This window comes from Chryseobacterium flavum, from assembly GCF_003385595.1.
GTDB lineage: Bacteria > Bacteroidota > Bacteroidia > Flavobacteriales > Weeksellaceae > Chryseobacterium > Chryseobacterium flavum.
In genome coordinates this window covers 132,597-158,488 of the sequence record NZ_QNUE01000005.1, presented here as the reverse complement: position 1 = coordinate 158,488, position 25,892 = coordinate 132,597, and the positions used below count along the sequence as shown (strand labels likewise).

General features: G+C 35.1%; 21 protein-coding genes and 1 tRNA gene. 3 read left to right on the top strand and 19 right to left on the bottom strand.

The window, feature by feature from the left end:
• Positions 1-83 precede the first annotated feature (83 nt).
• A complete protein-coding gene (locus DRF59_RS07825; RefSeq protein ID WP_115958465.1) occupies positions 84-3,320 on the bottom strand; it encodes a hypothetical protein in 3,237 nt (1,078 codons plus the stop codon).
• A 264-nt stretch (positions 3,321-3,584) separates the two neighbouring features.
• Here DRF59_RS07825 and DRF59_RS07820 point away from each other — a divergent pair, with 264 nt between their 5' ends.
• A complete protein-coding gene (locus DRF59_RS07820) occupies positions 3,585-4,532 on the top strand; it encodes a T9SS type A sorting domain-containing protein (RefSeq protein WP_115958464.1) in 948 nt (315 codons plus the stop codon).
• 173 nt (positions 4,533-4,705) lie between these two features.
• Positions 4,706-5,515, top strand: a complete 810-nt coding sequence (locus DRF59_RS07815) for a T9SS type A sorting domain-containing protein (protein ID WP_115958462.1) — start codon at positions 4,706-4,708, stop codon at positions 5,513-5,515.
• A gap of 57 nt (positions 5,516-5,572) precedes the next feature.
• Here DRF59_RS07815 and DRF59_RS07810 read toward each other — a convergent pair whose 3' ends face one another.
• The 8 genes from DRF59_RS07810 to DRF59_RS07775 all read right to left on the bottom strand — a co-directional run bounded on the left by DRF59_RS07810 (position 5,573) and on the right by DRF59_RS07775 (position 14,881).
• The gene (locus DRF59_RS07810) at positions 5,573-8,395 is read right to left on the bottom strand and encodes a gluzincin family metallopeptidase (protein WP_241505504.1); all 2,823 of its coding nucleotides are present in this window, start codon (positions 8,393-8,395) and stop codon (positions 5,573-5,575) included.
• 54 nt (positions 8,396-8,449) lie between these two features.
• Positions 8,450-9,829, bottom strand: a complete 1,380-nt coding sequence (gene pyrF, locus DRF59_RS07805; protein ID WP_115958459.1) for an orotidine-5'-phosphate decarboxylase — start codon at positions 9,827-9,829, stop codon at positions 8,450-8,452.
• Positions 9,830-9,943: 114 nt separating this feature from the next.
• The gene (locus DRF59_RS07800) at positions 9,944-10,285 is read right to left on the bottom strand and encodes a YkvA family protein (RefSeq protein ID WP_115958457.1); all 342 of its coding nucleotides are present in this window, start codon (positions 10,283-10,285) and stop codon (positions 9,944-9,946) included.
• An 83-nt stretch (positions 10,286-10,368) separates the two neighbouring features.
• Entirely contained in the window at positions 10,369-10,908 is a 540-nt protein-coding gene (locus DRF59_RS07795; protein ID WP_115958455.1) for a TlpA family protein disulfide reductase, read from the bottom strand.
• A 29-nt stretch (positions 10,909-10,937) separates the two neighbouring features.
• Complete coding sequence (locus DRF59_RS07790) at positions 10,938-11,501, bottom strand: thioredoxin family protein (protein WP_115958453.1); 564 nt, start codon at positions 11,499-11,501, stop codon at positions 10,938-10,940.
• 17 nt (positions 11,502-11,518) lie between these two features.
• Positions 11,519-12,589: a chorismate synthase gene (gene aroC / locus DRF59_RS07785; RefSeq protein ID WP_115958451.1), complete on the bottom strand. Its 1,071-nt coding sequence runs from the start codon at positions 12,587-12,589 to the stop codon at positions 11,519-11,521.
• A gap of 50 nt (positions 12,590-12,639) precedes the next feature.
• Complete coding sequence (locus tag DRF59_RS07780) at positions 12,640-14,274, bottom strand: LIC_10190 family membrane protein (protein WP_167456659.1); 1,635 nt, start codon at positions 14,272-14,274, stop codon at positions 12,640-12,642.
• Positions 14,275-14,329: 55 nt separating this feature from the next.
• Positions 14,330-14,881 carry a YMGG-like glycine zipper-containing protein gene (locus tag DRF59_RS07775; protein ID WP_115958447.1) on the bottom strand — a complete coding sequence of 184 codons (552 nt, stop codon included), beginning with the start codon at positions 14,879-14,881 and terminating at the stop codon, positions 14,330-14,332.
• Positions 14,882-15,124: 243 nt separating this feature from the next.
• Here DRF59_RS07775 and DRF59_RS07770 point away from each other — a divergent pair, with 243 nt between their 5' ends.
• Positions 15,125-15,571: a hypothetical protein gene (locus DRF59_RS07770; protein ID WP_115958445.1), complete on the top strand. Its 447-nt coding sequence runs from the start codon at positions 15,125-15,127 to the stop codon at positions 15,569-15,571.
• 401 nt (positions 15,572-15,972) lie between these two features.
• On the opposite strand, the gene DRF59_RS07765 is transcribed toward DRF59_RS07770, so the two are convergent.
• From DRF59_RS07765 to thrA, 10 genes are all read right to left on the bottom strand, one after another.
• Positions 15,973-16,803, bottom strand: coding sequence for a glycosyltransferase family 2 protein (locus DRF59_RS07765; RefSeq protein WP_241505503.1), 831 nt, complete (start codon positions 16,801-16,803; stop codon positions 15,973-15,975).
• A gap of 401 nt (positions 16,804-17,204) precedes the next feature.
• Positions 17,205-17,432: a glutathione synthase gene (locus DRF59_RS07760; protein WP_115958443.1), complete on the bottom strand. Its 228-nt coding sequence runs from the start codon at positions 17,430-17,432 to the stop codon at positions 17,205-17,207.
• Positions 17,433-17,972: 540 nt separating this feature from the next.
• Positions 17,973-18,416 (bottom strand): CPBP family glutamic-type intramembrane protease, encoded by a 444-nt coding sequence (locus DRF59_RS21265; RefSeq protein WP_115958441.1) that lies wholly within the window; start codon positions 18,414-18,416, stop codon positions 17,973-17,975.
• 78 nt (positions 18,417-18,494) lie between these two features.
• A tRNA-Cys gene (locus tag DRF59_RS07750) sits at positions 18,495-18,565 on the bottom strand.
• 59 nt (positions 18,566-18,624) lie between these two features.
• Positions 18,625-19,134, bottom strand: a complete 510-nt coding sequence (locus DRF59_RS07745; protein ID WP_115958439.1) for an RDD family protein — start codon at positions 19,132-19,134, stop codon at positions 18,625-18,627.
• A gap of 35 nt (positions 19,135-19,169) precedes the next feature.
• Positions 19,170-20,534: a DUF4403 family protein gene (locus DRF59_RS07740; protein WP_115958437.1), complete on the bottom strand. Its 1,365-nt coding sequence runs from the start codon at positions 20,532-20,534 to the stop codon at positions 19,170-19,172.
• Between the two features lie 34 nt (positions 20,535-20,568).
• Entirely contained in the window at positions 20,569-20,937 is a 369-nt protein-coding gene (gene folB / locus DRF59_RS07735) for a dihydroneopterin aldolase (RefSeq protein ID WP_115958435.1), read from the bottom strand.
• Complete coding sequence (thrC, locus tag DRF59_RS07730; protein ID WP_115958759.1) at positions 20,918-22,246, bottom strand: threonine synthase; 1,329 nt, start codon at positions 22,244-22,246, stop codon at positions 20,918-20,920. Before thrC ends, folB begins: the two co-directional genes overlap by 20 nt.
• Before the next feature lie 7 nt (positions 22,247-22,253).
• A complete protein-coding gene (locus DRF59_RS07725; protein ID WP_115958433.1) occupies positions 22,254-23,180 on the bottom strand; it encodes a homoserine kinase in 927 nt (308 codons plus the stop codon).
• A gap of 9 nt (positions 23,181-23,189) precedes the next feature.
• Entirely contained in the window at positions 23,190-25,637 is a 2,448-nt protein-coding gene (thrA, locus tag DRF59_RS07720) for a bifunctional aspartate kinase/homoserine dehydrogenase I (protein WP_115958431.1), read from the bottom strand.
• Positions 25,638-25,892 lie beyond the last annotated feature (255 nt).

Genomic DNA, 25,892 nt, shown 5'->3' with positions numbered 1-25,892 from the left:
AAAATATGATATTATCTATCAGTCTGATGAATAATTTTCCTGATTTACAGAGTATTAGATATAGGGATGTTTTTGAATTCAAACTAGAAGCTCGCTTTTACCTGCATACTTCCGATATGAATGGTTCTGTCACCGGAATTTCTTCCTTCATAATTTAAGTTCAGCTGAATAAAAGAATTGATAGCCTGTTGGATGAATACACTCCATACCTGGTTTTTACCAGGCTTAAGGCCGTCCAGCATCTGATTTCCGACAATACTGTAGTTATTTCCTGTGAAGGAGTTATTAATAAAAGAAAAATTTCCCCGGATTGAGGTCTTCTTACGTTCCCATTGGATCGTTCCGGTAATATCGAATGCTTTCAAAAGCTCTTCTCCATCTACTCTCTGTTTCTTTCGGTAAGCAGCAGAAAGTTCTGTCTGAATGGCATCTGTGAATTTATAAGTAGCTTTCGGTTTGGTCTCAAGATTATTCAGTCGGTAATCTCTGGTTGCAAACAGCTGTGATGAATTTTTAATATCATGTACAGAGTTTTCCCAGTCAACCCTGAACTCTTTATTAAACCAATATCCTATATTCAGAAAATGAGAGGTCTGTTCACGTTCTTCATTACTAAAATTGGCGTTGATAAGATTGTCATTGGATATAAAACGGTAATTTCCGTTCCATCCGGACTGATCAGTGGGATTAAATTGCACAGAAGTCAGAATATTCTGATTTTTGAGAATCTGATCACTGTTTTTTTCAAATGGATTAAGAACCAGTACCTTATCTTTTTTATAGAAAGAATTTTGGGAATTCAATGAAATATTAAAATTCCAACGCTTTAAAAATGCATTTTCAGAATTGAAAACAATAGCAGGATTGACAAACAGAGCCAGCTGTAATTTATTTTTATTGGAAGGAATATATCTTACAGAATTGGTGTAGACCCTTATATATTGAGCAAGATCGGAGTATTCTGCGATCTCGAACTCATCAAGCTGCTGTATTCCGTCACCATTATAATCTGTCCATTTATAAACACCCTGCCCATCCGTTACTTTAATATACTGGAACTCTCTCTGAGCTTCCTGTCCGTTTCCTAGTTCATAAAAAGCCTGTAGCCTCATTCCATTTCTGAAAAGCTGCTGATTATAAAGAATATTACCGACTACAAAGTCGTTATTTCTGGTTGTGGCACCTATTTCTTCATTCTGATAGAAGAATTTTCTGTAATGGATCAAAGCATTTAACGTGGTTTTTTCGTTTTTAATGATCTGGCTTTCTGCCATAATACCCAGTATATTGTTCATACTCTGGAGTCTGTTATCCCGTACAGAATCATTATCCCTCATATATACTTTCGCAAGTAGTTTGGTGCGGGTACTGTCACCAATTTTCTTTTGTACAAAGATTTCTTTCCAGCTAAAGCTGGTTACATCCATAAGCTGGGTATCGTTATATTTTTTCTCGTTATGCTCCATGCTTCCTCCGATCGCCCAGCTTCCTTTTTTTCCGGTATATTCTGTTGAAACCCCTCCACGGATAAATTTGGTGTCCTGTAGTGTAGCATTTGTATTTAGGAAGGATAAATTTCCTTTTGTGAGGAATTTTCCTTTGACCCAGCTGAAATCAAGATCATTTTTTATCCCTTTATAAGAGTCCTGTTCATTTAAATAATTGATCCTGTAATTTAATGTAGATTTATTATTCCATTTATTTAAGAAGCTGAAAGTGAATCTGTTCTGAGTTCTGTTATTGAATTCCTGAACAAGGTTAAAATCCCGTGAGAACTCTACGTCATTGATGCGGTCCAGAATATGGAACTGTCTGTCAATATACTGATATTCAAAACTTGGGGTTCCTTTCCAGTTGTTTTTTGTAAAGCTTTTATTTCCAAAAATTCTCCATGCATATCCGATATTCTGGTCGGAATCTTTAGATGAAAATAAATTGATGTCGTAATTGCTCAATGAAATATCAGTTCCTATTTTTCCATCATTCAGTATATATTCTGAATTGAGGGAGAAAACCTGGGACTTTTGCGGTGAAGGCAGCTTTCTTACTGCTTTGTAATCCCCTGCATTAGGACCTACGAACTCAAATACTCTTCCGTTATTGGTTGTCTGTGCAACTTTGTAATCTCCCTGATTGGCTCCGAAATAGGTGAAAGATACCTGATATAATGTTTCATTCTGATCTGTGGAAAACTCATAATAATTTCCGGTAGGTGCTGAGCGGAGACCATAGAGGATCTTATTCACATCATATTCAGTAACCACTCCTGAGGGTGCATACATCAGATCAGGATTGTTTCCTGCATTTGCCAGAATAGCTTCATCTTCTTTAGACAGGTTTAGAGAAAGCGGAGCATTTTTATTATCATTCTCCATAAACCAGTTCAGACCTACTTTAAATTTCTCTCTCTGGTGTTCCAGTTTTCCTGTAAAAAGATATCTTGAATAATTTCTGTTGGCGTAATTATAGGAAATGGTAATAAAGTTTTGTTGGAAAATAGGGCGAAAGCTGGTAAACGTAACCTCACCGGTATTATAATTAATGATATAATCCTGATTTTCGCCGCGTTTCATTAATATTCCGTCAATAAAAACCTGTTCAGAACCGGAAATAAGGGTAATAAACTGTTCTCCGTTTTTACCGGTCAGACGGTAAGGTCCCTGGTTGCCTTCTATACCCTGAAACCGTATTCTGTGAAATTCACTTCGTGCAACCCCCATAGAAACATCTACAAATGTCTTGTTTTCATTTCCGAACTGGGTCTGAAACTGCAGTCCCATACTTCTTCTCTGGTATTTTGCGAAATAATTTTTAGCTTCTACAAGATCAAGATGTCCTGCCCTGAGGATTGACTTTTCCTTGATATTAAGCTGCATATAGATTTTATCAAACTCTTCTAAGGTCTGGGTATATCCATCTGCCTGAATGGGTAAATTATGATCTGAAATACTTGCTAAAATAGTAACATCCTTAGATAGTCTTCCGGATATCTGAAGATCCATGGAACTTTGTACAGACTGTCCCTGATTATTACCAAAAGTAATTCCCCTGATAATGGAACCTTTGGAATTTAGTTCCCCCAAAAATCTTTTTTTATCGTTTTTAGCAAGTACAGCTTCATCTATGATTACTTTATTATTGGTTCTGATAAAATCCAGCGTATCTTTTGCAAAAATATCCTGCTCAAGCCTGGCAGCCAGAATACTGTCTTTTTTTATACTATCTTCAGGGATATTTGGGTTTTTCCATGAAAATATCTGGGCATTTCCTGAGAATATGCCTAAGAAAAATAATACGAATAGAATAATAAAATTCCGCAAGTCCTGAAAAATAATCCGTAAAAGTAATTAAAAAATGTTAATACTAAGAGGCTTAGCTTTATTAACAGAAAAATAATTCAAATATTGTTAATGTTTGGAAAATAACAGTGATTTCTATTGAATTGCAATAGAAATTAATTTTAAATATTGAATATCTTTATGTAGCAGAAGGAATGATTTTAACTAATTGTTAAATCTCAACTGTTACTTAAGTATAGTGAAAGTTTTTCTTTAATTTTATCTTCTAATTTAAATCATCATACAATGAAAAAAATCTTTACTGTTTTGGGAATAGCATCTGCTATTGGTTTTATGAATGCACAAACTACCGTGTTAACGGAAGATTTTAATTTCACAGGAGCACTTAATGCAAATGGTTGGGTTACACATAGCGGATCAACACCGGGGCAGTTAACGGCTAACGGAAATGTTGCTACTTTGGTTGCAGGAAATACAGAAGATGTAAATAAGGCATTTTCAGCTCCATATACTGTTAGCCCGGGTGCAGTTAGTAAAGCAGACTATTCTGCTACAATAAATATTGCCAATGGAACGGGCTTAAGTACTTCGGGTGACTATTTCTTAATGTTTACAGTTACATCAGGAACTAGTACGGGAAACTTTAACGCAAGACTGTATGTTAAAGGATCTGCAACGGGATACACTTTGGGTATATTGAATAATGGTGCCGGAGGGGGAGCTCCGACGTATGGTACCGAAATACCTTACGGAACACCTGCCAATGTAACTGTAGCTTATATAATAGATAATTCTGTAACTCCGGCTACAAATATCGCAACTTTGCAAATCAATTCTCAAGCGGTACTTACCAACAATGCTGGAACCGGATCTGCTTCTGCTACTATTGGCGCTGTTGCAATCAGACAGGGAGGAAATGCTACTTCAGGAACGGGAAATATTTCTATTGATAACTTAATAGCCAGAGTATATTCTCCAACGCTGGCTGTATCTGATGCCATCTCCGGAAAATCCGGGAATTTTGTAAAGAATTCTTTTGTTAAAAATGATGAAATTACATTTGGATCGGATGCAAAGGATGTAAAAGTGTTTAATATGTTAGGACAGGTTGTAAAAACAGCTTCTGTAAAACAAAACGGAAGCGTAAATATTGCTGAGTTGGCTAAAGGGAATTATATCGTAACAGGTACGGTAAATAATCAGCCGGTATCTCAAAAAATCCTGAAAGACTAATATAGACTTCAGATATTGTAAAGCCAGCTGTTTCTGTGAAACGGTTGGTTTTTTATTTATTTGATTTTCATGCACTTATTTGCTTTTTATAGTGTTTTTTTAAAGAGATTGCTTTTAATGATATGGTATCCTTTTTGATGTTTTATTGTAATTCCATATTAAATTATATTCTGATGAAAAAAATATTTACTATTGCTGGATTAATGGGGACTATGGTATTCACTAATGCTCAGATCGTTATTAATGAAATCTACGGAGGGAATGCAAATTCCGGTGCTGTATTGAAGTATAATTATATCGTATTAAAAAACATAGGTGAGGCGCCGGCATCTTTATCGGGAGCTGCTATTCAATACGCCCCGGCGGTGGGAGCTTTTACACAATATCATGTGTTGCCGGACATTACATTGGCTCCGGACCAGTCTTACCTGATCCAGGAAGCTGCAACCGGAGACGGAAGCATAAATATTCCAACACCTGATTTTATAGCAACTTCTGTTGTTAATTTTGACGGTACTCCTAATAAATCATCCGGACTAAAGATATCGGGTGTTTCCGGAAAAATTGCTCTGGCTACTAATATAGTTCAGGTTTCAGGTCCTGATTCATCAAATATACTTGACTTTGTAGGATACGGATCAAATGCGGATCAGTTTAAAGGTGATGGTCCCGCGCCATCTCCAACTACAACAATGGGGATAAAAAGAATTCTGGGTAATAGCAATGATAACAGGGCTGACTTCTCTATTGAAGGTTCTGCAAAATCCGGTTTCGTACAAAATCCTTTCATTAAAGGAAACGAGATTGTCTTCGGATCTGAAATTTCAGATGTCAAAGTATATGATACCTTTCGGCGGGTTGTAAAGAAAGCGCCCACAAAGACTGCTTTAGCTCTGGATATTGCTGAACTGCCAAAAGGTACTTATATTGTGACAGGAACAGTTAATAATGTGCCCATTTCTCAAAAGATAGTAAGAGATTAGTTTCAGGTGCTGCAATGAAAAGGCTTTTCTGAATATGAAAACTCATTCTTTATCATTCTAATACCAGCCTCTTCTGGCGGCATTAATAATTGATCCAAGATTAAGAACCAGCGTATACCTGATTCGTTTTGCATAATCTTTGAATGAAGGCTCAAAACCTAATGAAGACTGTATAGGGAAGTATACCTCAAGGAAATCAGGAATAATTCTTACTTTAATTCCGCTATCCCAAATGAATTTTGCTGGATTGCCCTGATTTTTATAAATACCGGCATCCGCATAGACATGGAATATTTTCCAGATACTGGAGTCTACATTTACAGAAGTAATCCATTTGTTAACTGTCCCCGGTATAAATGATTTAAATCCTCCGTCCGCCAAAATAAACTGTTGGGAAAGAATACCACTATTGGCGCTTTCGCCTAAAAGACTGTAGGAAAATGCATAATTTGAGACTCTTGAAATTCCGTAATTAAATAAATTATTCCGGGTATCATTTCTTAAAAAATAACCGGCAAAAAGGCGGAGACTTAATTTTTGTCTTGGGGCAAATTCCCATCTGTAAAACCCTTCAGCAGTAATTTTATTGAAATCTTCCATTCCCTGTGTACTGAGGCTGAAACTTTTCTCGTGAATCATCTGGCTGTCACTGAATCCGTATCCAAGGCTCCAAAGGTTATATTTTCTATAATCATTGTTGGCTATCATAACAGGGCTCAGATCTCTTTCATAATAATTGTATGAAAAGCCGATACTTCTGCTTACTGTACTTCTCGGGTCTTTTCTGAAGCTGATAGATGAAATGGCAGAAACTTTTCTGTAAGCTAAGTCATAATCATAATGAAAATAAGACCCTGAAACCCCCAATGTAAGACTTCTGATAATGCTTTCGGCAGGAAGGAAAGAATAAGAAACTGCTCCTGAGCCTGTCAGCTTCCCGGTTCCTGTACTATACATCGGAGTAAATGAATACAGAAACTTCTGGTCAAAAAAAGATTGATTTTTAAAATTTACACCCAACAGGAATTTATCATACGTATTATTGAAACGAACTCTGGGGCTTATATAAATTTCATTGTACTCAGGATCCGGAATGTCTTTTATTAGCTTAAGTTTAATTTTTTTCGCATTGGAAAATAATCCTTTTGCATATAAGAAGTTATCCCGGTATTTTGATTCGGGAAAAATATAACCGCTGTTTAAGGTTACTTTATAAATATTATCTGAGGCAGGAAGAGATACTTCTTTAACATTCAGGTTTTCTTCGGTTTCTACCCAGTATGTTTTCTTCTCTCCCTCTTTGGTTTGGGTCTCCAGCAGTACAGGAATAGAAGCGTCTGTATTTTTTGCAATTTTAATTTGTAAAGAATCATTTTCTTTATCAATATGTTTCAATCTGAAGTTAACCCTGTTTTTCTGTTTAAAGAACCTGGAAAGATAACCTGTAGATCGGTCTTTTATGGAAAGGGTCTGTAGAAACTCTTCAGGGTTTATCCTGTTTCCTGTGTTTTTTGAAATATAGTCCCTGACAATAGTATTAAAGGATTCATATCCCATTTTATCTGCCGAATAGCTGAATAGGCTTCCTGTTTCAAAACTACTGATGGCCATATCATTAAAATTGCTCAGTGCGCTATAATTTTCATCGATTTTTTGATCCAGATTCTGAAGCATGATGTATTGATATGCCAATCCATAACGGTCAAGAAGCTTTACTTTTGAAGCGTGGAACATCTTTAAAGGTTTAATTCCAAAAATTCTGGTCTCAGGAAGGTTTCCCAGAAGCTTGGTATTGGCGTAAAACTTTTTTAAATACTGGATTTCCAGATAGGATTTTAATCCATTTTTAAACCAATGATCTTTTTCTTTGTCCGCAATAATCTTTTCGTCAAGAATTTTTTTGGTGATGATTCCAAAGTAATCAAGGTCCGTTTTTTCAGCATTGGTAAAAAGCTGAAACCTAAACTTCCAGAAAGCAATATCATTATTTCCGAAAAAATCTTCCTTAGCTCTGAATTTATCTGAAATAAAAAGAGTCTGAGGGATAAAACCGATTTTTTCTTTAAGGAATTTTAACTGTAGGGGAAGGTAAAATTCCAGATCCTGTTTCTCTTCGGGTTTGAGGTTATAACCAAATGTAATCTCAGTACTGTTTCCATCAATATCCATTTTAACAGAGGGATATTCATTTTCAGAAATCAAAAATTCTGGGTCAGAATCAAGGTGGCCGCTAAAAGAACCTTTTTCAGATTGAGGCAGGTTACTTTCAATAAAGTTATTGGCAGGAATTTCAAAATTTACGGTCCAGAAAGTATTAAAGCTTACAGATTCTTCAATGTCATGGTAATTTCTTTTCAAAATATTGTCCGGATCAAAATGATCCGGAACAATAAAGAAATATTTTATAGCAGTATTCTGATCTGTGCTTCCATATCCTGTAAATTTTTTATCAGGAAGCTGCATACGATACTGTAGCTGCAGGGTGACAGTTTCACCAGGTTTTAAAGCTTTTTCCAGAGGAATAAAAAGATTCTCATCTGAAAGTGAGCTTACAGGAACCGATTGTTTTTCATTATTTTGAATATCCAATCCGAGAAGCTTTCCCTGCTGATCAGGTTTTGAAAAATGCAGATCACTGTTCCGGTCTTCAAGTTTTCGATAGACTAATGAAGTTCCCCGTCTGTTGTAGGCGGAAATCCAGTTCAGAAGTTTCAGGGTAGTAAGGTCTTTGTCAGAATGATTATAATAAACCATTTTCTGGCTTACTTCAAGGGTCTTTCTGTCTGATGACAGCTTCGCATCAATATGTATGCTATCCTTCTGCGCAGATAACCGAGCAACTCCTGATAACAAAATAAGGCAAATAGTAATCTTTTTCAAATATTCGTGATGAAGTACCAAATATAACTTATTTTGTAAATATTTTATAGGATTTTAACTCTGAATTGTCTTTTTTATCAAAGAATTAATATAGGCATTCCAGCCTTCTGTTTTATAAGTGATTGCTGAAGCTTCCGGATCATCAGATTTATAAATTCCTCTTCCTACAATAATAAAATCTGTATGAAGAGTTTTAAACACATGTTCAGGAGTATTGTATTGTTGCCCTTTTCCGTCTCCTGAATCAGCCAGATTTACTCCAGGTGTGAATAACAAAAGATCTTCAGGGATTTTATTCTGTGATACTCCACCTATTACATTTGGATGTGATAAGGCTACTTTTAGTGCTTCTTCACGATAACTGGCAGTAGTTAAAGCCCCTTTAGAGGACATTCCCACGATAGCTACAACTCCTACATTTTTAAAACAGTCTAGAGATTCAAAGCCTCCGATTACCTGTGATGTTACAAAGTCTGCCCAATCTGTAATTTTAAACACTCCACTGGTGAACTGAAGTTCCTGAGTGTTTCCGATATCTGCAAATTTTCTGTCTTCCATCAATAAAAACTGATGTCTGGCAGCAATTTCTTTAAGCGGAATAATTGTTTTTTCGTACTCAAAATCTGAAATGATATCAATATGTGTTTTCAGAGCGATGATATGTGGCCCTACTTTTTCAGCCAATGCCAAAAGCTCCTGAGTTGTAGTGACATCTGCAGATGCGATAAGATTTGATTTTTTGGATAAAGCTGTTTCCAGCAATTTTCTGGATACGGAATGCTGGGTGTTGTTTAGCTTTTGTTCATAAGAAACTCTGGTTTCTTCTTCAAACTGAATATGATTTCCCAACAGAAAATCCTGGATCCTGGCTACTTCTTCATCTGACAGCTCTCCTGTTTCCTGAAGAATTCCACATACTTCAGAGATATTGAAAAGTGTGTGAACTCTGTACCCTTTGCTTTCCAATAGCTGCTTTCCTCCTTGTTCCCTGTCCAGTACCACTACAATATCCGAAACCTTAAGGTCTTCCTGCTCAACTTCAGCAATGGTTTCTACCAGAGATTTTCCGGAAGTGATCACATCTTCTACCAAAAGACAGTTCTGCCCCTTCTGGTAAATCCCTTCGATCAGTTTCTTTGTACCATAACTTTTTGCTTCTTTTCTTTTAATAATTAATGGAATGTAGCTTTCCAGTGACATTGCTGTAGCCATAGGAAGTGCAGCATAAGGAACTCCACAGATAAGATCAAAATTATCTAACGGAAGCATTTCCAATAAATAATTAGCAAGGTTTTTTAAAATTTTAGGATCTGAAGCCAAAGGTCTTAAGTCTACATAAAATGGGCTTTCTATACCACTTTTTAAAGTAAACCTTCCGAATTTGATGATACCTAGTTTGTAGCACTCTAAGAAGAATTCTTTTTTACTTTCCATTATTTTTTATTAGATGTTGCAAATTTAAGGATTTGAAATAAGGCTTAAAAATTTATCGCTTATTTGTAAATAAAAAACCATCCGGAAGGATGGTTTAAAAATAGAATTAACTATTTATTTTATAATTTCTGCGTCAATAACTTTAGCCCCGTTATATTTCTGCTCAGCTTCCCATAGTAAAAATTTATCTACCTCTTTGATAAGTTTCGGAATTGTTAATGATAATACAGCCAGATCATCCATTACTCCAAGTATTGGTATAGCAAACTCAGGAAGAATATCAATAGGGGAGATAACATATAAAATTCCTAATAGGGGGAGAATGATATCAATGGATTTCATAGGATAGGCTCCTTTTCTCCACATTTTCACCATTCTGAATATGTCAGGGATTTTTTTTACAAAACCTTTATGGCTGATAGCTTCTTTTGCAAGATTTAACTTTGAATATTTCATTTTGTGTTTGAGTTTATAAGTTTTTCAACGCTATAAATTTCACAAATCCTGTACCAACAAATTATAAAATTTCGTTAAAAAAATTATTTGATAATATTGTCAATGAACTGATGCACAGTTTCTGTGTTCCAGTCTCTGTAAGCGTCCTCCTTAATAATAATCCGTCCTGTTTTATCCAAAAGGAAAGTAGTGGGGAATACTTTCGGAAGAATTTTTTCTGAAATAGGACTTTGAGCAATATATACAGGAACAGTATAATTATTTTCTTTAAGGAATTTTTTTACATCTTCTTCTTTATCATTCATGGCAATGAGTACGAAATCCACATTTCCTTTTCTGGAGTCATACAACTTTTGAATGGTTGGCCATTCTTTTCTGCATGGCGGGCACCATGTTCCCCAGAAGTTCAGGAAAACAGCTTTATTCTTAAAGTTTTTAAGGTTAGTGCTTGGTGCATTGATTCCTTTAAGATCCACATCATAGTCTTCTTCATTCACGTGCACTGCATTCTCAATAGTAGCTATCGGGAAAAACTGATCTCTCAGATAATCTTTTACACCTGGTACAAAAGCAATGAGGCCAATAATGACAATCAATACGATATAGATAATATTCTTTTTCATTTACTGTTAATTACTGTTCTTGATGAAACCTATAATAAATCTAAAATTTCCTGAACGGCATCTTTACCTCTGTTTTTAGCATAATAAATCTGCAGGTCATTGTAAAAACTATCTTTTGGATATGCAACAGGATCAGCTTTGTATTTCATCAGCAGTTCGTATCCATATTTTGGGCGAGGGCCCCAGGAATTCTTAACATTAAAATCCTTATTCAGGATAATTACTTTAGGAATCGACTCTGTTCCGTTGGTTAAAAACTGGCTAATAAGGGTTTTGTCACTGTCTCTAAGAAAAACCCTCACTTCATTGTGACCTTCGAAAAATTTAAACAGAGCAGGAACTGTAGCACTGGCATCTCCACACCATGCTTCAGAAATAATAAGAATCTTGCCGTCAAAATTTTTGTCTGCTAATTCTTTTAACTGTACTTCATCTGGTATATATTTCTTCAGGGTTCTGTCCATTCTCTGAAGTCCCAGCTCGTAATATTGTTTATAGTCTGCTTCCTGTTGGCTTGCAGGGTTTTCTAATCTGTTTTTAGCTATCTGAAGGTATTCATCAAAAGAAATCCCTTTATCCCAGTAATTTTTCATTACCAAAAATATTTATATTAAAAATTATTGATGTTTCTCGTTTTGTTAATTAAAAACAAATCGGCAAGGACGAATGCAGCAAGTGCTTCCACTACAGGAACAGCCCTTGGCACAACACATGGATCATGACGTCCTTTCCCTTCTACAATAACAGGATTTCCTTCTTTATCTATACTGTCCTGAGGCCTTAAAATTGTTGCTACAGGTTTGAAAGCTACACGGAAATAGATATCCATTCCGTTTGAAATTCCTCCCTGAATCCCTCCGGAAAGATTTGTTTTTGTTGTAAAATCCGTATTAAAAGCATCATTGTGCTCTTTTCCGGTCATTTTAGCTCCACAGAATCCGCTGCCATATTCAAAGCCTTTGCAGGCATTAATGTTCAGCATTGCTTTTGCCAGCTCTGCCTGGAGTTTTGAGAATATTGGTTCTCCGATTCCCACTGGGACATTTTTGATCACACAGGTAATCGTTCCGCCAATAGTATTTCCTTCTTTTTTAATTTCTTTGATTTTGGAAATCATTTTTTCGGCTGTTTCAGTATCCGGACAGCGTACTTCATTACTTTCTGTTTTAGAAAAATCCAAAGCCTGATAAGGCTTTTCACAGAAAATATCTCCAACAGATGAAACGTAGGCATTGATTTCAATTTCAGGTAAGAGCTGCTTTGCAAATGCACCGGCAACAACCCAGTTCATAGTTTCTCGCGCTGATGACTTACCGCCGCCACGATGATCCCTTAAACCAAATTTCTGGTCATAAGTGAAATCCGCATGACTGGGGCGATAGGCTCCTGCAATATGATCATAATCTTTTGATTTTTGATTTTCATTTTCGATAATAAAACCTATGGGTGTACCTGTAGTTTTTCCGTCAAATATTCCGGAAAGAAATTTTACCGTATCACTTTCTTTTCTTTGTGTAACGATTGCAGACTGCCCGGGCTTTCTACGATTCAGTTCATACTGAACCTTATCAAGATCTATTGTTAAACCTGCCGGAAAATTATTAATGATACCGCCGTAAGCCACTCCGTGACTTTCTCCAAATGTTGTAAGACTAAGAAGATTACCTAATGTGTTGAACATGATACAAAATTACCTTTTTTTCTCCACATAATAAAGTTTCGGGATTTGTTCTATTTATAAGTACTTTCGATAATATTGATAATGCTTTCCGCTTCTTTTTTTTCAAGTGAATCCATCTTTTTCCAGATAAACCCTTTCCGGATATTATTTTTGTCGGAAAGTTGTGGAAAAATACCTGTTTTGGCATCGTCAAGAATATAACCTACGGAAACAGAAGGAAGCGGGGTGTCAAAATTAAAAGGATAGTTTTTTGATATATTAAATTTCAAATTCCCGACCCTGAAAGATTTAAATTGGCAATACTCATAAGTTGATGGCCTGTAGAACTGTTCTTTTTTTACTCCGCTGATGAAATTTCCGGATTTAAAACTGGGAAAGTATTGCTGAAGGAGAGACGGGAAAGATAACACAGTGATAAAAAGCAAACTGAGTACAGAAAAAACTGCAATTGATTTTCTTTTGTTAAAATATTCATAGAATAATACAAGGAATATGACAAAAAATACATCAATAAAAAATCTATACTGTGCAGAAAAGATCAGTACCAGTATACTCTTAATTAAAATTGAAATACTGATAAGGGTAATGAGTTTTTTCTTTTTTAGCCATGCAGATATAGAAAAAATAAACAGGCTTATGATAAATAGTATATTAATTTCTGATTTGATGCCTTTTAAAAAAAACCAGTTTTTAATAGCATCTGATGTTGAAAATTTTTGGATTTCTTCATAGGAATACTGCATATCATACGTTTTCTGAAGTGCGTATTGTGAAGAATATTTTAAAACTTCCTCGTTCGGCTTCCAGCTGATTCCTAAATCGCCAATTGCTATCGGGAATACGGGGTAACCAAATACCCATAGATTTTTAATAAAAAACAAAATGAGGATTGAAAATCCTAAAATAAGCTTTTGAAAATTTGATTTTAAAATTAAAATAGAGTGGGAGAGCACCAGTATGGGAAGCCAGATCATCGTAGGCTTAATGGTAAAAGTAAAAATTGAAAATGCAAAAAGTAAAATGATGTTTTTATTTCCTGTGATGATTTCATTTAAAACAATTAAAGAAAACATGATAACGGGAAGATCTGGACTTGGTGATTGTGAATACAATAGCATAACAGGAATAAAGCACAGGTGTATCCAATTTTTTTTCTCGACGATATAAAGAGCATAAATAATCAGAAGGATGGTATTGATCCTTAAAAAGGGATCTGAAATATTTGAAAATCCGGCCTGGAAAATATGCCATACAGACATTTGTCCCAAAGTGAGATCCAGATTGGATATTCCTTTTATCAGCCCATACTCTGTCAGCCATTTAATTGTTGGGACGTAATATCCAAAGTGGTCCAATATATAGGGGGCATATGAACCCGCCCATAAAATAATGAAAGAAACGAATGTTAATAAAAGAATTTCTCCTGTTGAAAACTGCCGGAATTCTCTGAATAGTTTATCTTTAACAAAGAAGCTGACTCCCAGTATGATGGTAATGATTTCAATATAAATATTCAGGGGAGTAAAAAAAGAAATAATGTTCCAGATTATACAGATTCCCAGAATTCCCGATAAAGTTTTTCCGGCAATTCCGGGAAATAAATTCCCTGCAACAAGCTCAACGATTCTTCCTATCCCCATAAGGACGGGAATAATAAAAATCGCAGAAATAAGAATTAGTATCATAAAAAAAGATTGCTTAAAAATAAGCAATCTTTTACGTTATCGTAAAAAATATAATTTATCGGGGTTGTACTCTTCCGTCTTTCCTGTCTTGTGATCTACCAATTGTATATCCTGTAGCTCCACCTACCACACCGCCAATTACGGCACCGAGGCCCCTGTTTTTTCTGGCGATAATAGCCCCTGCGGCTGCCCCACCTACTGTGCCTATGATAGTTCCTTTGGCAGCTTTACTCATTCCTTTTTTCTGGGTAGTCCCCTGGGTAGCCCCGGCTCCATTATCTGCATAACCTCCATTACTTCCTTCTGAATTGGATCCGGAATTTGTATCTCTATATACAGTTCTGGTTTCTCTTATAACCTGTGGTCTTGAATTATTATTTGCTGTAGCTTTTGATTTTTTGCTTTCTGAAATACTGTCTGCTTTCTTTTGAGCTTCGTATACCAGTTTTTCTTTCTCAATTGCCAGTTTCTGCTTTTCAATTTCGAGCTGTCTAGCCTGAAATTCAAGTTTTTGTTCTTCCAGAGACTTTTCAGCGGTTCTGTCATCTTTTTTGCAGGCTGTTATCAGAAAAACAGATAAAAAACCTGCTAATACTATCTTTTTCATAATTCAAATTTTAATAAACTTAAAGTCCGGAGACTTTGATTTATTTTATTTTCAATTATGAAGCCAAATTCAGTTAAAGAATGTTAAAGTTTAGACGTTGAATGAGAAACAGTGTTTAAAAAGCTGAAAAAATACTTCATATATTGTTTTAAGAAATGATTATAAGATATAAATTTTAGTTAATCAATAGTTTTCATTAGATTCATCTGAGATGATTAGATTTGTATATCTAAATTATTTAATATGAAAAAATCAATTTTTACAGCAACAGCATTTGCAGTATTGTTAGGTACTGCTGTTTCCTGGTCTTCGGTTGATAATGTAACGAAATCTCCGTCACAGGAACATTCGGGAATGTCAAAAAACGAAACAAAAACAAAAACATATAAGGTAAGGTATGGTTTGCTGGCTAAAGACGGGACAAAGATTCTTTCCGGAAGCTATGATGTAGGAAGTTTTCTTGCTGAGAATATGACTACAGGAGAAGTGTTTGATACTTATTATGGCGGAGGTTTTCAAACCTTACCTCAATATTATGAGGGTATTCCGGAAGGTACATATACGTTTTCTGCTATGCAGGGCCAGGGTGGCTGGGTAGGTTACGGATCTGTAGTAGCAACTGTATCTGATGCTCAGGTAGATGCTGACGGGTATATTACTGTATATATTCCAATAACTTGGGAAGAATAATTATTGGATAATATAAAATATTTAGTACATTTACGAGCCCTCAAAAGAGGGCTTTTAATTATCTTAAGTAGCCCAGTTTATTTTTTCGTTGGCTATTAGAATGCTGTCTGATACATTTAAAACCACTATGTAATTCTGATATCCCTTTGTTATGGAAATTACAAAGATTCAGTAATTACTTACAATATTCTGTTTGGATTTTTCTGAATAGATTTTTTTCATCATTTGTGTTTTTTAGGCCTCCGCTTGGAGGCCTTTTCTTTAAACTATGACTATTATGATTTCGCTCATAAAGCCATGTGGATAAAACTGGGTATATTTGAATATAAGAATGACAAGACATTTATCCCATATATCCCGATGATCAAAACAAAACTCCTCAGCTTTTGAGGAGTTTGTTATTATAGATTAAAAGTAATTCTTATCTTATTTATCAGACGGTGTAGTTTACCGGTCTGATAGTTTAAAAGGTTATATATATCTTTAGAATTGGTATACATCTCGGGAACAGGCTGATTGTTGATCTTTCTGATTCCTCTTCTCAGCATTGTTTCATGAATTACTTTAGCAAAAGACTCTTTTGCATTCTGCTTTGCACTTTGTTGTGAAATCCCATTGGAATGAAGTCTGTACAGGTAAAGAGGCTCTCTGATATATTTCACCTCTCCATACTCCAGTATTTTTAAATACAGATCCTGGTCTACTGCGCTTTTGAGAGCAGGATTAATACCGGAGCCTTTTAAGTAAGTCTCTTTTTTAAAAGTAAAAAAATGAGCAAACTGAATGGGGCAATTGAAAAAATAACGGTTGTTATAAACCTGCTTGGTGCCTGCAAATACTTTATCAGGAACAAGATGATCATCACAAAGCATCATCTGCGAATAGGTGGCAACAATGTTACTTTTTAAAGTAAACTCCTTCACTGCTTTTTCCAATGCTTCTGGATAAAGTGCGTCATCAGGATCCACATAACCACAAACTTCACCTTCTGCATATTTCATGCATTCTCTCTTGGTAAAACCACATCCCTGATTGGTTGTATTGTGATATAATTTAAATCTTGGATCATCTTTGATCAACGATTTTATTTTGTCTACCGAATCATCTGTAGAAGCATCGTCAACAATGATAGCCTCCCAATTTTCATAAGTTTGGCTGATTAAAGAATTATAGCAGTCCCTAAAATATTTTCCATTATTATAGTTGGCTATGAGTATAGAAAACTTTATCACAGTTTATCGAATTTGTCTTGTAAATTATAATATATACAGTAAAAACATAATCTTAATTATAGATAGCTGGTATTTTCCTCACTATGATAATGATTAATGTTAATTGTGTTTTTTTTATAAAAATCTATTTTTCAAAAATATAGACGAAATATTTTTATTAGTAAAGATAACATTTTTTTTACAAACGAAAATAGTTCAGTTTTCAATTTCAGGATCTATAATAATCATGAAGAATAAAAAAATAAAATAAATATGACCACGCTCATAAATTAGAAAAAATACAAAGTATAATTTTGAAAATAGAATTAACGATTAATTTTTATTTCTGATATAAAATTTTTTTCATCATTTGTGTTTTTTGAGGCCTCCATCCGGAGGCTTTTTTAATATTAAAGGTTTTGTTACTTATCAAAAATAATTCTACCATTGAAAGGCTTGTCCCAAACAATAAATATACTGTCATCGAATCTTTTGATCGGTGTCTGTATTGTTTCATATTCTCCATTCTCGTTTAATTTTTCTGTAATCAGATTACTACCTTCACCAATTTCACTGACCTTGAACATGATCTGATATTCTGTATCGTCCTTTTTTGTGAAATCCTCTTTTTTAAAAGTTCGTTGTGCCATGATATGATTATTTAATGGTTTATTACATAACAGAATAAATTATGCCAATTCGTCCTATGCAAGATTTTATATGGTCTTGAGTGACATCTGGCCGATCTAAATAATTTTTTTGATATTTTTTTCTGAAAAATCACATTAATTAATTTTTATTCATATTGGCTTTGGAGTGAGTTTATGTGGAACGATTTTAATTAATTTTAAATATTTTTTATAAACGAAAATAAAATGCTTGAAAAAGTAATAAATTGTTATTTTTGGTTCTGGAAGTATATGTGAAAATATTATATTAAAAAAAATAGTTTTGGCACGATTTTTCAATATACCTATGCAACTCATGTTTAATTTGAGTTTTCATGGTTATTAGTTTTTATCCTCGGAATTTCCGGGGATTTTTTTATGATGCTACTCATAAAATATACATATGGCAATCAGTTATCTTTGATTAGAATAATTTTCTATCATCATCACTTTTTGCATTATTTATCAAGCTCTTCCAATTTAAAGAAGAGCTTGTTTTTGTATACTATTGAAATGACAAGGTTACATTATAAATAGCAACCCATAAAGGTTGAATAATGAATGGAAGAGTACTGTCAGAATAAAACTGTATTTACAGGAGTGCTTGCTATAATAGATATACAGATTATTTAAAATAATGCCTCCAAAAAATGTCATAATAATATATAACCAATTATAATAATGCACTGAAGAGAAAATGATACTCATAATGATTATGCAAAATACTGTGTTGCTGACCTTTATCCATTTAGTTAAAATCAAATAAGGGAGATGTTGAAATATAAAAGTCTCGAGAAAAGGAGCAATGAACACGGAAATAAAGATTAACTCATTTTTTGAGATATTTTGATATTTATTATAATTTACGTCAAAATGTAAATAAGTATCATTGATATAATTGAAAAAATATCCATTTAAAAGCGCTAAGGCAAATGAAATTAAAAAGAAAATGATCAATTTTTTCATATATAATATTGGCGAAAAAATGGAATATTATAAAAGTTTAAAACAAAAAAAACCTCTAATTAGCTTAGAGGTTTTTTGAGGTACCTAGCGGATTCGAACCGCTGTAGATGGTGTTGCAGACCACTGCCTAGCCGCTCGGCCAAAGTACCCTGTTTACCATTTTTGAGGTGTGCAAATATACTAAAAATTCTTAATGAACAAAAGTTTTTCAGGCAATTTCTTTCTTTCCAAGATCTTCAATTTCGCTTTTTGCTTGAATTTCAGCCTGATAATTTTTGATATTAATGACTCTTGTCTCACTCCATTTATCATGCCAGCCGTTTTCACCTAAAAAGGAAAGCCCGTCAAAAGGAACAATTCTGGAAATATTCCGGATAAGGTAATCATTGAAGGTTGGTTCTGTACCATCAATACAAATGACTTTAGTTCCGGTAATATACTTGCCGATGGATCTCCCTTTAGTAAAATATTCGATCAGAAATGTGTATAAAAAATAGATTGAAGAAGTTATCAGTATATCAAGAAATCTATTTACTTCAGATATTTTATAAACAATATTGATGAAAAAATCAATATTGGCAAGATTGTATAATAAGGAAGAAATAAACCCGAAAGCAAGGAAAAAAACAGTGATAACGAGTCTGTCAATGAAAAAATTGGCAAATCTTATCCACTTATCTGATCTGTTTCTATCTACAATTACTAAATATTTTCTCATAGTTGGTTATTAGTTTTTATTTTTATTTTTAAGTTTTAAAATCCATTGACGAATAGCTTTAACGAGGCGTTCGTATCAATAACGGCAGTGATTCCTGTATTGTTGAGGAGGATTTTGCTTGGTTTAAGATTAAAGACTTTTCCGTTCATTTTTAATCCTTTATAATATTCTTTGTTAAAGGCTTCTTCAATACTTTTTCTTGAAGTTTCTTCCAGTTCCTGGGTTGGGATACCATATTCTTCCTCAATCATTTTTACAATTTTTCCCTGAAACAGTAGAGATGCCGTTTTCTGCAGAATGTTAGTTGTTTTCAACTTAAATTTGGTTTCTGATAAAACGATTTTTCTTTTCATTTCATCATACACCGGAATTCCTGAAATAATCGAAGTTCCTTTTATATATCCATCTGTTTGAGCCTCGATGATTACTCTGTTGTCTACTCCATACACCCTGACATCCGTTACCTTTACTTTAGAGTCACGTACATCAAATTCTTTATTCAGAAAGGTTTTTCTTGCCATATTGCTTGCCTCCGTAAAAGGGATATTGGCAGTAGTTTGCAGAATAAACTTATCTGCAACGATAGGAGTTGTATTAAAATTGGCAACACTGGTTACCGGAGAAGAAGCTGCAGGTTTACTTCCTGTGAAAGTTTCAGAATAAATATCAACTCCCAATGTAGCGTTGATCTGGTTTCCATAAAATTTCAAAGGAGTAATATTGACACCCACCGGGCTTACTTTCAGCCAGGTATTGTATTCTTCAGAAATATTGAACGGCTGCAGAAATGTATTCCAGGCCATTAAGGCGTACTGCTGGAAATTCAATTGTGTAGCCATCTGCTGATCTATGGTTTTGCAGAATTTTTCCTGCTGTTCCTTTAAGCTTTTTTCAACGATGGAAGTAATGGGAATCTGTATTCTTCCATAGTCAAGAACAGGTTTAGTTACCCATCTGAAACCATTGGGGCGGGTATTTGTAATAATGGTCCAGTTATTTTTAAAAGTAACCGTTGTATTGAAAGACATTACCGTTTCAAAAGTAGTATTCTGATAAGTATAAACTCCTAAAGTACCAATTCCTTTTTCTGCCCATATTTTTAAAGGGACTTCAATAAGTAAATTCTGGCTGGTTCCTCCCACAAGACGAATGGGTCTTGTTTTCCATACTTTTACCTTAAACTGGTCATTGTTATTATCTGTATAAGAGTCATCCTGATAAACAAGATCTTTCACAGATGCATTGACCATATTGCTCAGCTCCGAAAGAGGAATCGTCACAGGCATTGTAATGCTGGACTTTATCTTCGGAAAGTTATAAGTAGCCAGCTGGTTATCAACGGTGGTCTGACCAAAAATACTGGCCCCTGCTGCTAAAAATAATATTTTAATGAATTTCAATTTGAATGTTTTTTAATCAACGAAAATATGAATTTTAATTTTCCGGCTTAAAGCTCTTTTCAAGTTCAATGCTTGCACCCTTCATTTCTCCCTGCATTGGTGGTGCTGTTTTGGTAATTTTTAATTTAATATAATCGATCTGCGGAAAGCTGTTGTGAATTTTTGCGATGATTCTTCCGGCTGCGTGTTCCAATAATTTTGATTTTATTTTCATTTCGCCGTGGAGAATATCATTGATGTCCGCATAGCTTATGGTGTCGTGCAAATCATCAGATTCTGCTGCTTTCCACAGGTCAGTATGAAGTTCTACGTTCAGAATATAATACGTTCCGATAATATTTTCTTCAGGAAGCACACCATGGTAGGCGTATATTCTTACATCTTCAAGATATATTTTGCTCATTGTTCCAGATTTTATGAAGCAAAAATCGTCTTAATTCTTCAAAGTCTGGGTTTATTTCTACAGTTTTTTTCTTCTTTTTCATCAGTTCATTCAACAATTCCGGAATTACAATCTGAGAATGGATGGCTTTTTCCACTGCCTCAGGGAACTTTACCGGGTGGGCAGTTCCGAGGATAAATCCTTTTTGTTCCGGATTTTCTTGCAGATACTGTATCATAGCAGCATAGGCAACCGCACTGTGAGGTTCCAGGATATATCCGTATTTTTCATAGACTTCTGTGATGGTGCTCATCGTTTGGTTATCATTAATGGAATACGCAGATATTTTATTTTTTAAGGCTTCAAATTTATGTCCGAAAAGCTCTAAAATTCTTACAAAATTGCTTGGATTTCCCACATCCATAGCATTGGATAAGGTAGTAACAGCTTTTTGTGGCTGGTAGTTTTGGGTTTCAAAATAATCCGGAATGACATGATTAGCATTACAGGCAGCAATAAAATGACTGGCTGGAAGCCTTCTGAAGTGAGCCAGCAGTCCGGCGCAGATATTTCCAAAATTTCCGCTGGGTACACAAATTACGGGCAGTTCTTTATACTGCTGTATCCATTGTTTTAAGGCGATTAAATAATAAATCTGCTGAGGAAGCCATCTCGCAATATTGATAGAATTGGCAGACGTCAAAAATAACTGATTATTGATTTCTTCGTCTGAAAATGCCTGTTTAACAAGGTTCTGACAGTCATCAAAGCTTCCGTTTACTTCCAGTGCAGAAATATTTTCTCCTAATGCTGTCAACTGTTTTTCCTGAACGGGGCTTACTCTGTTTTTTGGATAAAGAATGACCACATTGATTTGTGGAATTTTATAAAATCCATGAGCAACGGCACCGCCTGTATCTCCGGAGGTGGCAACAAGAACAGTAACTTTTTTCTGCTCATCCTTCAGAAAATAAGACAGGCAACGGCTCATGAATCTTGCTCCGATATCCTTAAAAGCCAGAGTAGGGCCATGAAATAATTCCAATATGGATATCTTCTCATTAATCTTTACCAATGGAATCTTAAAACTAGTAGTTTCCGTTACAATTTTCTTTAGTATTTCTGAAGGAATTTCATCCCCGACAAAGTCTTTCATACATTTGTATGCAATTTCTTCATTGGAATACTGATGAAGGTTTTGAATAAATTCTTCATCAAATTGTGGAATGTTTTCGGGGAAAAATAGTCCTTTTTCTTTTCCCTGACCTTTTATGGTTGCTTCTCTGAAATTTATTTTTTCCAAAGTATCTTTTAAATTATAATATTTCATTTCTGTTTTATTTTTCTTCAATAATTTGAATTCCTGCCGGATTAATTTTTGACACATATACAAAACTTTCTATTTCAATTTTATCATACACTGATTTCATCATCTGAGCAATTTTTTCTGCAGTTTCTTTTTGTTCTGACAACATGAAAATAGAAGGCCCGGAACCGGAAATTCCCCCTCCCAAAGCTCCCAGCTGTAAACACATCTCTTTGATGTCATCAAATTTCGGAATGAGAATACTGCGTATGGGTTCTATAATGACATCATTGAGGCTTCTTCCAATTAATGAGATATCGTTTTTCTGAATTCCAGCTATCAATCCGGCTATATTTCCCCATTGCTCAACAGCGCTTTTTAAAGTGATATTTTTCTTTAAAATCTGTCTGGCATCTGAAGTTTTGACTTCCACCTGCGGATGTACAGCAGTGGCAAACAGATCAGGACAGCTCAGCGGAATAATATCAATCGGGTTTGTTGATTTTACCAGGGTAATCCCTCCATAGATGCAGGGAGCAATATTATCTGCATGCCGTACACCTGAAGCGAGTTCTTCTCCAAACATGGCAAAATGAACCATTTCTTCCTTTGTTAATTTGTTTCCTAATAACAGATTGGCTCCAAAAGCGGCTCCGGCGGCACTTGCAGCACTGGAGCCGAGCCCGCTTCCAGGCTTGATATGTTTATGAATGATTACTTCAAAGCCGGTTTTCAGATTAAAATATTCCTGGATTTTTAACAGAACGATTCCCGCAACATTTCCGGAAGGCTCTTCAGGAAGCCCGAAAGCGTCAGTATGTTTTATGATAATGTCCGGAGTGTCCAGTAGTCTGAATTCCATCTCATCATAAGGTTCATGTACGGCCATTCCAAGAATATCGAATCCGCACACCAGATTGGCTACAGTAGCCGGCACTTTTAATTTTATTTTTTTCATAATATTATTTTAAATAGAACGGATTATATCTGCAAAAACTCCGCTTGCTGTTACATCAGCTCCGGCACCGGCTCCTTTTACAACCAGTGGTTGCTCAGAATATCTCAAGGTTTTGAAAATGACAATATTATCTTTACCATAAAGGTGAAACAGATCACTATCCGGGGCAATATGCTGTAATCCCACCTTAGCTTTTCCATCTTCAAACTCTGCAACATATTTTAGTATTTTACCTTTGTTTTTGGCATTATTCAATAAGTTTTTAAAATGATCTTCATATGCTGTAAGCTTTTCATAAAAATTATCAACACTTCCCTCCATGCATTCTTCCGGCAGAAAACTGATATTTTCAATTTCTTCAAACTGAAGCGGGTATCCGGCCTCTCTTGCCAGGATTAAAATTTTTCTTGCCACATCCTTTCCGGAAAGATCGAGCCTCGGATCCGGTTCTGTATATCCTTCCTTCTGTGCCTGTGCTACCACTTCAGAGAATGTTCTGCTGCCGTCATACTCATTAAAGACAAAATTCAGTGTTCCACTTAATACAGCTTTAATAGATTGGATTTTATCTCCGCTTTTGATCAGGTCGTTAATAGTTCCTATAACCGGAAGCCCGGCACCTACATTGGTTTCAAAATAAAAATTGCAGTTGTGATTTCTTGCGGTATCTTTTAATGTTTTATATTGTTTAAAATCTGAAGAAGCCGCAATTTTATTGCAGGCAACAATATTCACACTTCTCTTCAGTAAACTTTCATAAATTTCCGGAACATCAGCGCTTGCCGTTACATCAACAAAAACAGAGTTTCTCAGATTCCTGTGGATGATTTCTTCAGCAAATTTTCCGGCAGAAGCTTTTTGCCCCTGCTGATTCCATGTAAGGTAATTTTTTTCAGATATTCCCTGATCCGCAAATGACATATGACGACTGTTGGAAATTCCTGCAATTCTCAGATTGATTAAAAAGTTTTCCTTTAAATAATCATTCTGATTATAAATTTGCTGAACCAGTTTTGAACCTACATTCCCTGTTCCGCAGATATAAAGATGGATCTGCTTTATTTCAGATTCGAAGAATTCTTCATGAAGTACATTCACCGCTTTTTTGCTGTCTTTTTCTGAAATGACAATACTGATATTTCTTTCCGAAGATCCCTGTGCAATAGCCCTTATATTGATACCGTTATTTCCGAGACATCCAAACATCTTTGCACTGACGCCGCTTCTGCTTTTCATATTTTCTCCCACTAAAGCTACAATGGAAAGACCGGTCTCAATTTTTACCGGAAAAACTCTTTTCAGGTTGATGTCATCAGCAAAGGAACTGTTGATCGAATATTCAGCACGTAAAGCATCTTTTTCTTCAATAGCAACAGTGATGGAATGTTCTGAAGATCCCTGGGTAATCAGAATTATATTTATTTTTTCCTGACTTAAGCATTGGAATAATTTTGCCGAAATACCGGGAATTCCAACCATTCCGCTGCCTTCCAGTGTAAGCAGGGCAATATGGTTCATATTTGAAATTCCTACTGCAACCTGCCTTCCGTTCTCAGAAGATTTAAGCTGATGAGAAATTAAAGTCCCCTGAGCATCAGGATTAAACGTGTTTTTGATGATCAGGTCAATATTTTTAACCATGACAGGCTGAATGGAAGGTGGATAAAGCACTTTTGCCCCAAAGTGTGACAGCTCCATTGCTTCATGATAAGATATTTCGGAAATAGGCTTGGCATTGGAAGCAAGACGGGGATCTGCAGTCATCATTCCGCTAACATCAGTCCATATCTGAAGCTCTTCCGCATGAACAGAAGCTGCAATAATAGAAGCTGTGTAATCTGAGCCACCTCTTCCCAGTGTTGTTGCATTATTTTTTTCATCGCTGGCTATAAAACCTGGGCCTACGATGATACGGTTCTGATTTTTACTGAGAAAACTGACAATATTCTCTTCAGTAAAATCCAAATCTACTTTGGCGTGAGTGAAATTACTGTCTGTTCGGATAAGGTCTGCGGAATTCATCCACATACAGTCCAGTCCCTGATGCTGTAGTCTTGCCGCAATAATTTTTGAAGACAAAAATTCTCCGTAAGAGGCAATTTTATCCTTGATTCTGGCTGTAAGCTCGCCAAGAACAGAGATTCCGTTGCAAAGCTCTTCGAGATCATTGAAATGTTTTTTTACAAAGCTCAGCCATGAACTTTGTTCTGTAATAGGGAAAAGTTCCTTCACTAAATTAATATGTTTTTCTTCAAGATCCTTAACGATCTGAATATAGTTTTCCTCATGTACAGAAGCATGTTCTGCAGCTTTGATCAATTGGTCTGTAACACCATGAAGTGCTGATACAATCACAATAACTTTGCTTTTTACAGATTCACTTTTTATAATTTTTTCCACCAGTAAGATATTCTGAGAATGGGCGACTGATGTTCCGCCGAATTTTAAAACTTTCATCAATTATTTATTTGAAGTTGGATAAAAAGAATGGTTACTCTTTGAAAAAAGAGTACGGGTACCGGAAATAATATGTGAAAATTTACCCCGTTATGGGGTAGTTGTTGTAGTTGTGAATGTAGAAACAGAAGATATACCTGAAATAAGTGATTTCAGGGCAGAAATATCAGATATGTTTCTTAGAAAATTCATTGTAACGGAACAAATGTACAAATTATTTTGAAACGGCCAACTTTTTAATACTATAAAATTTAT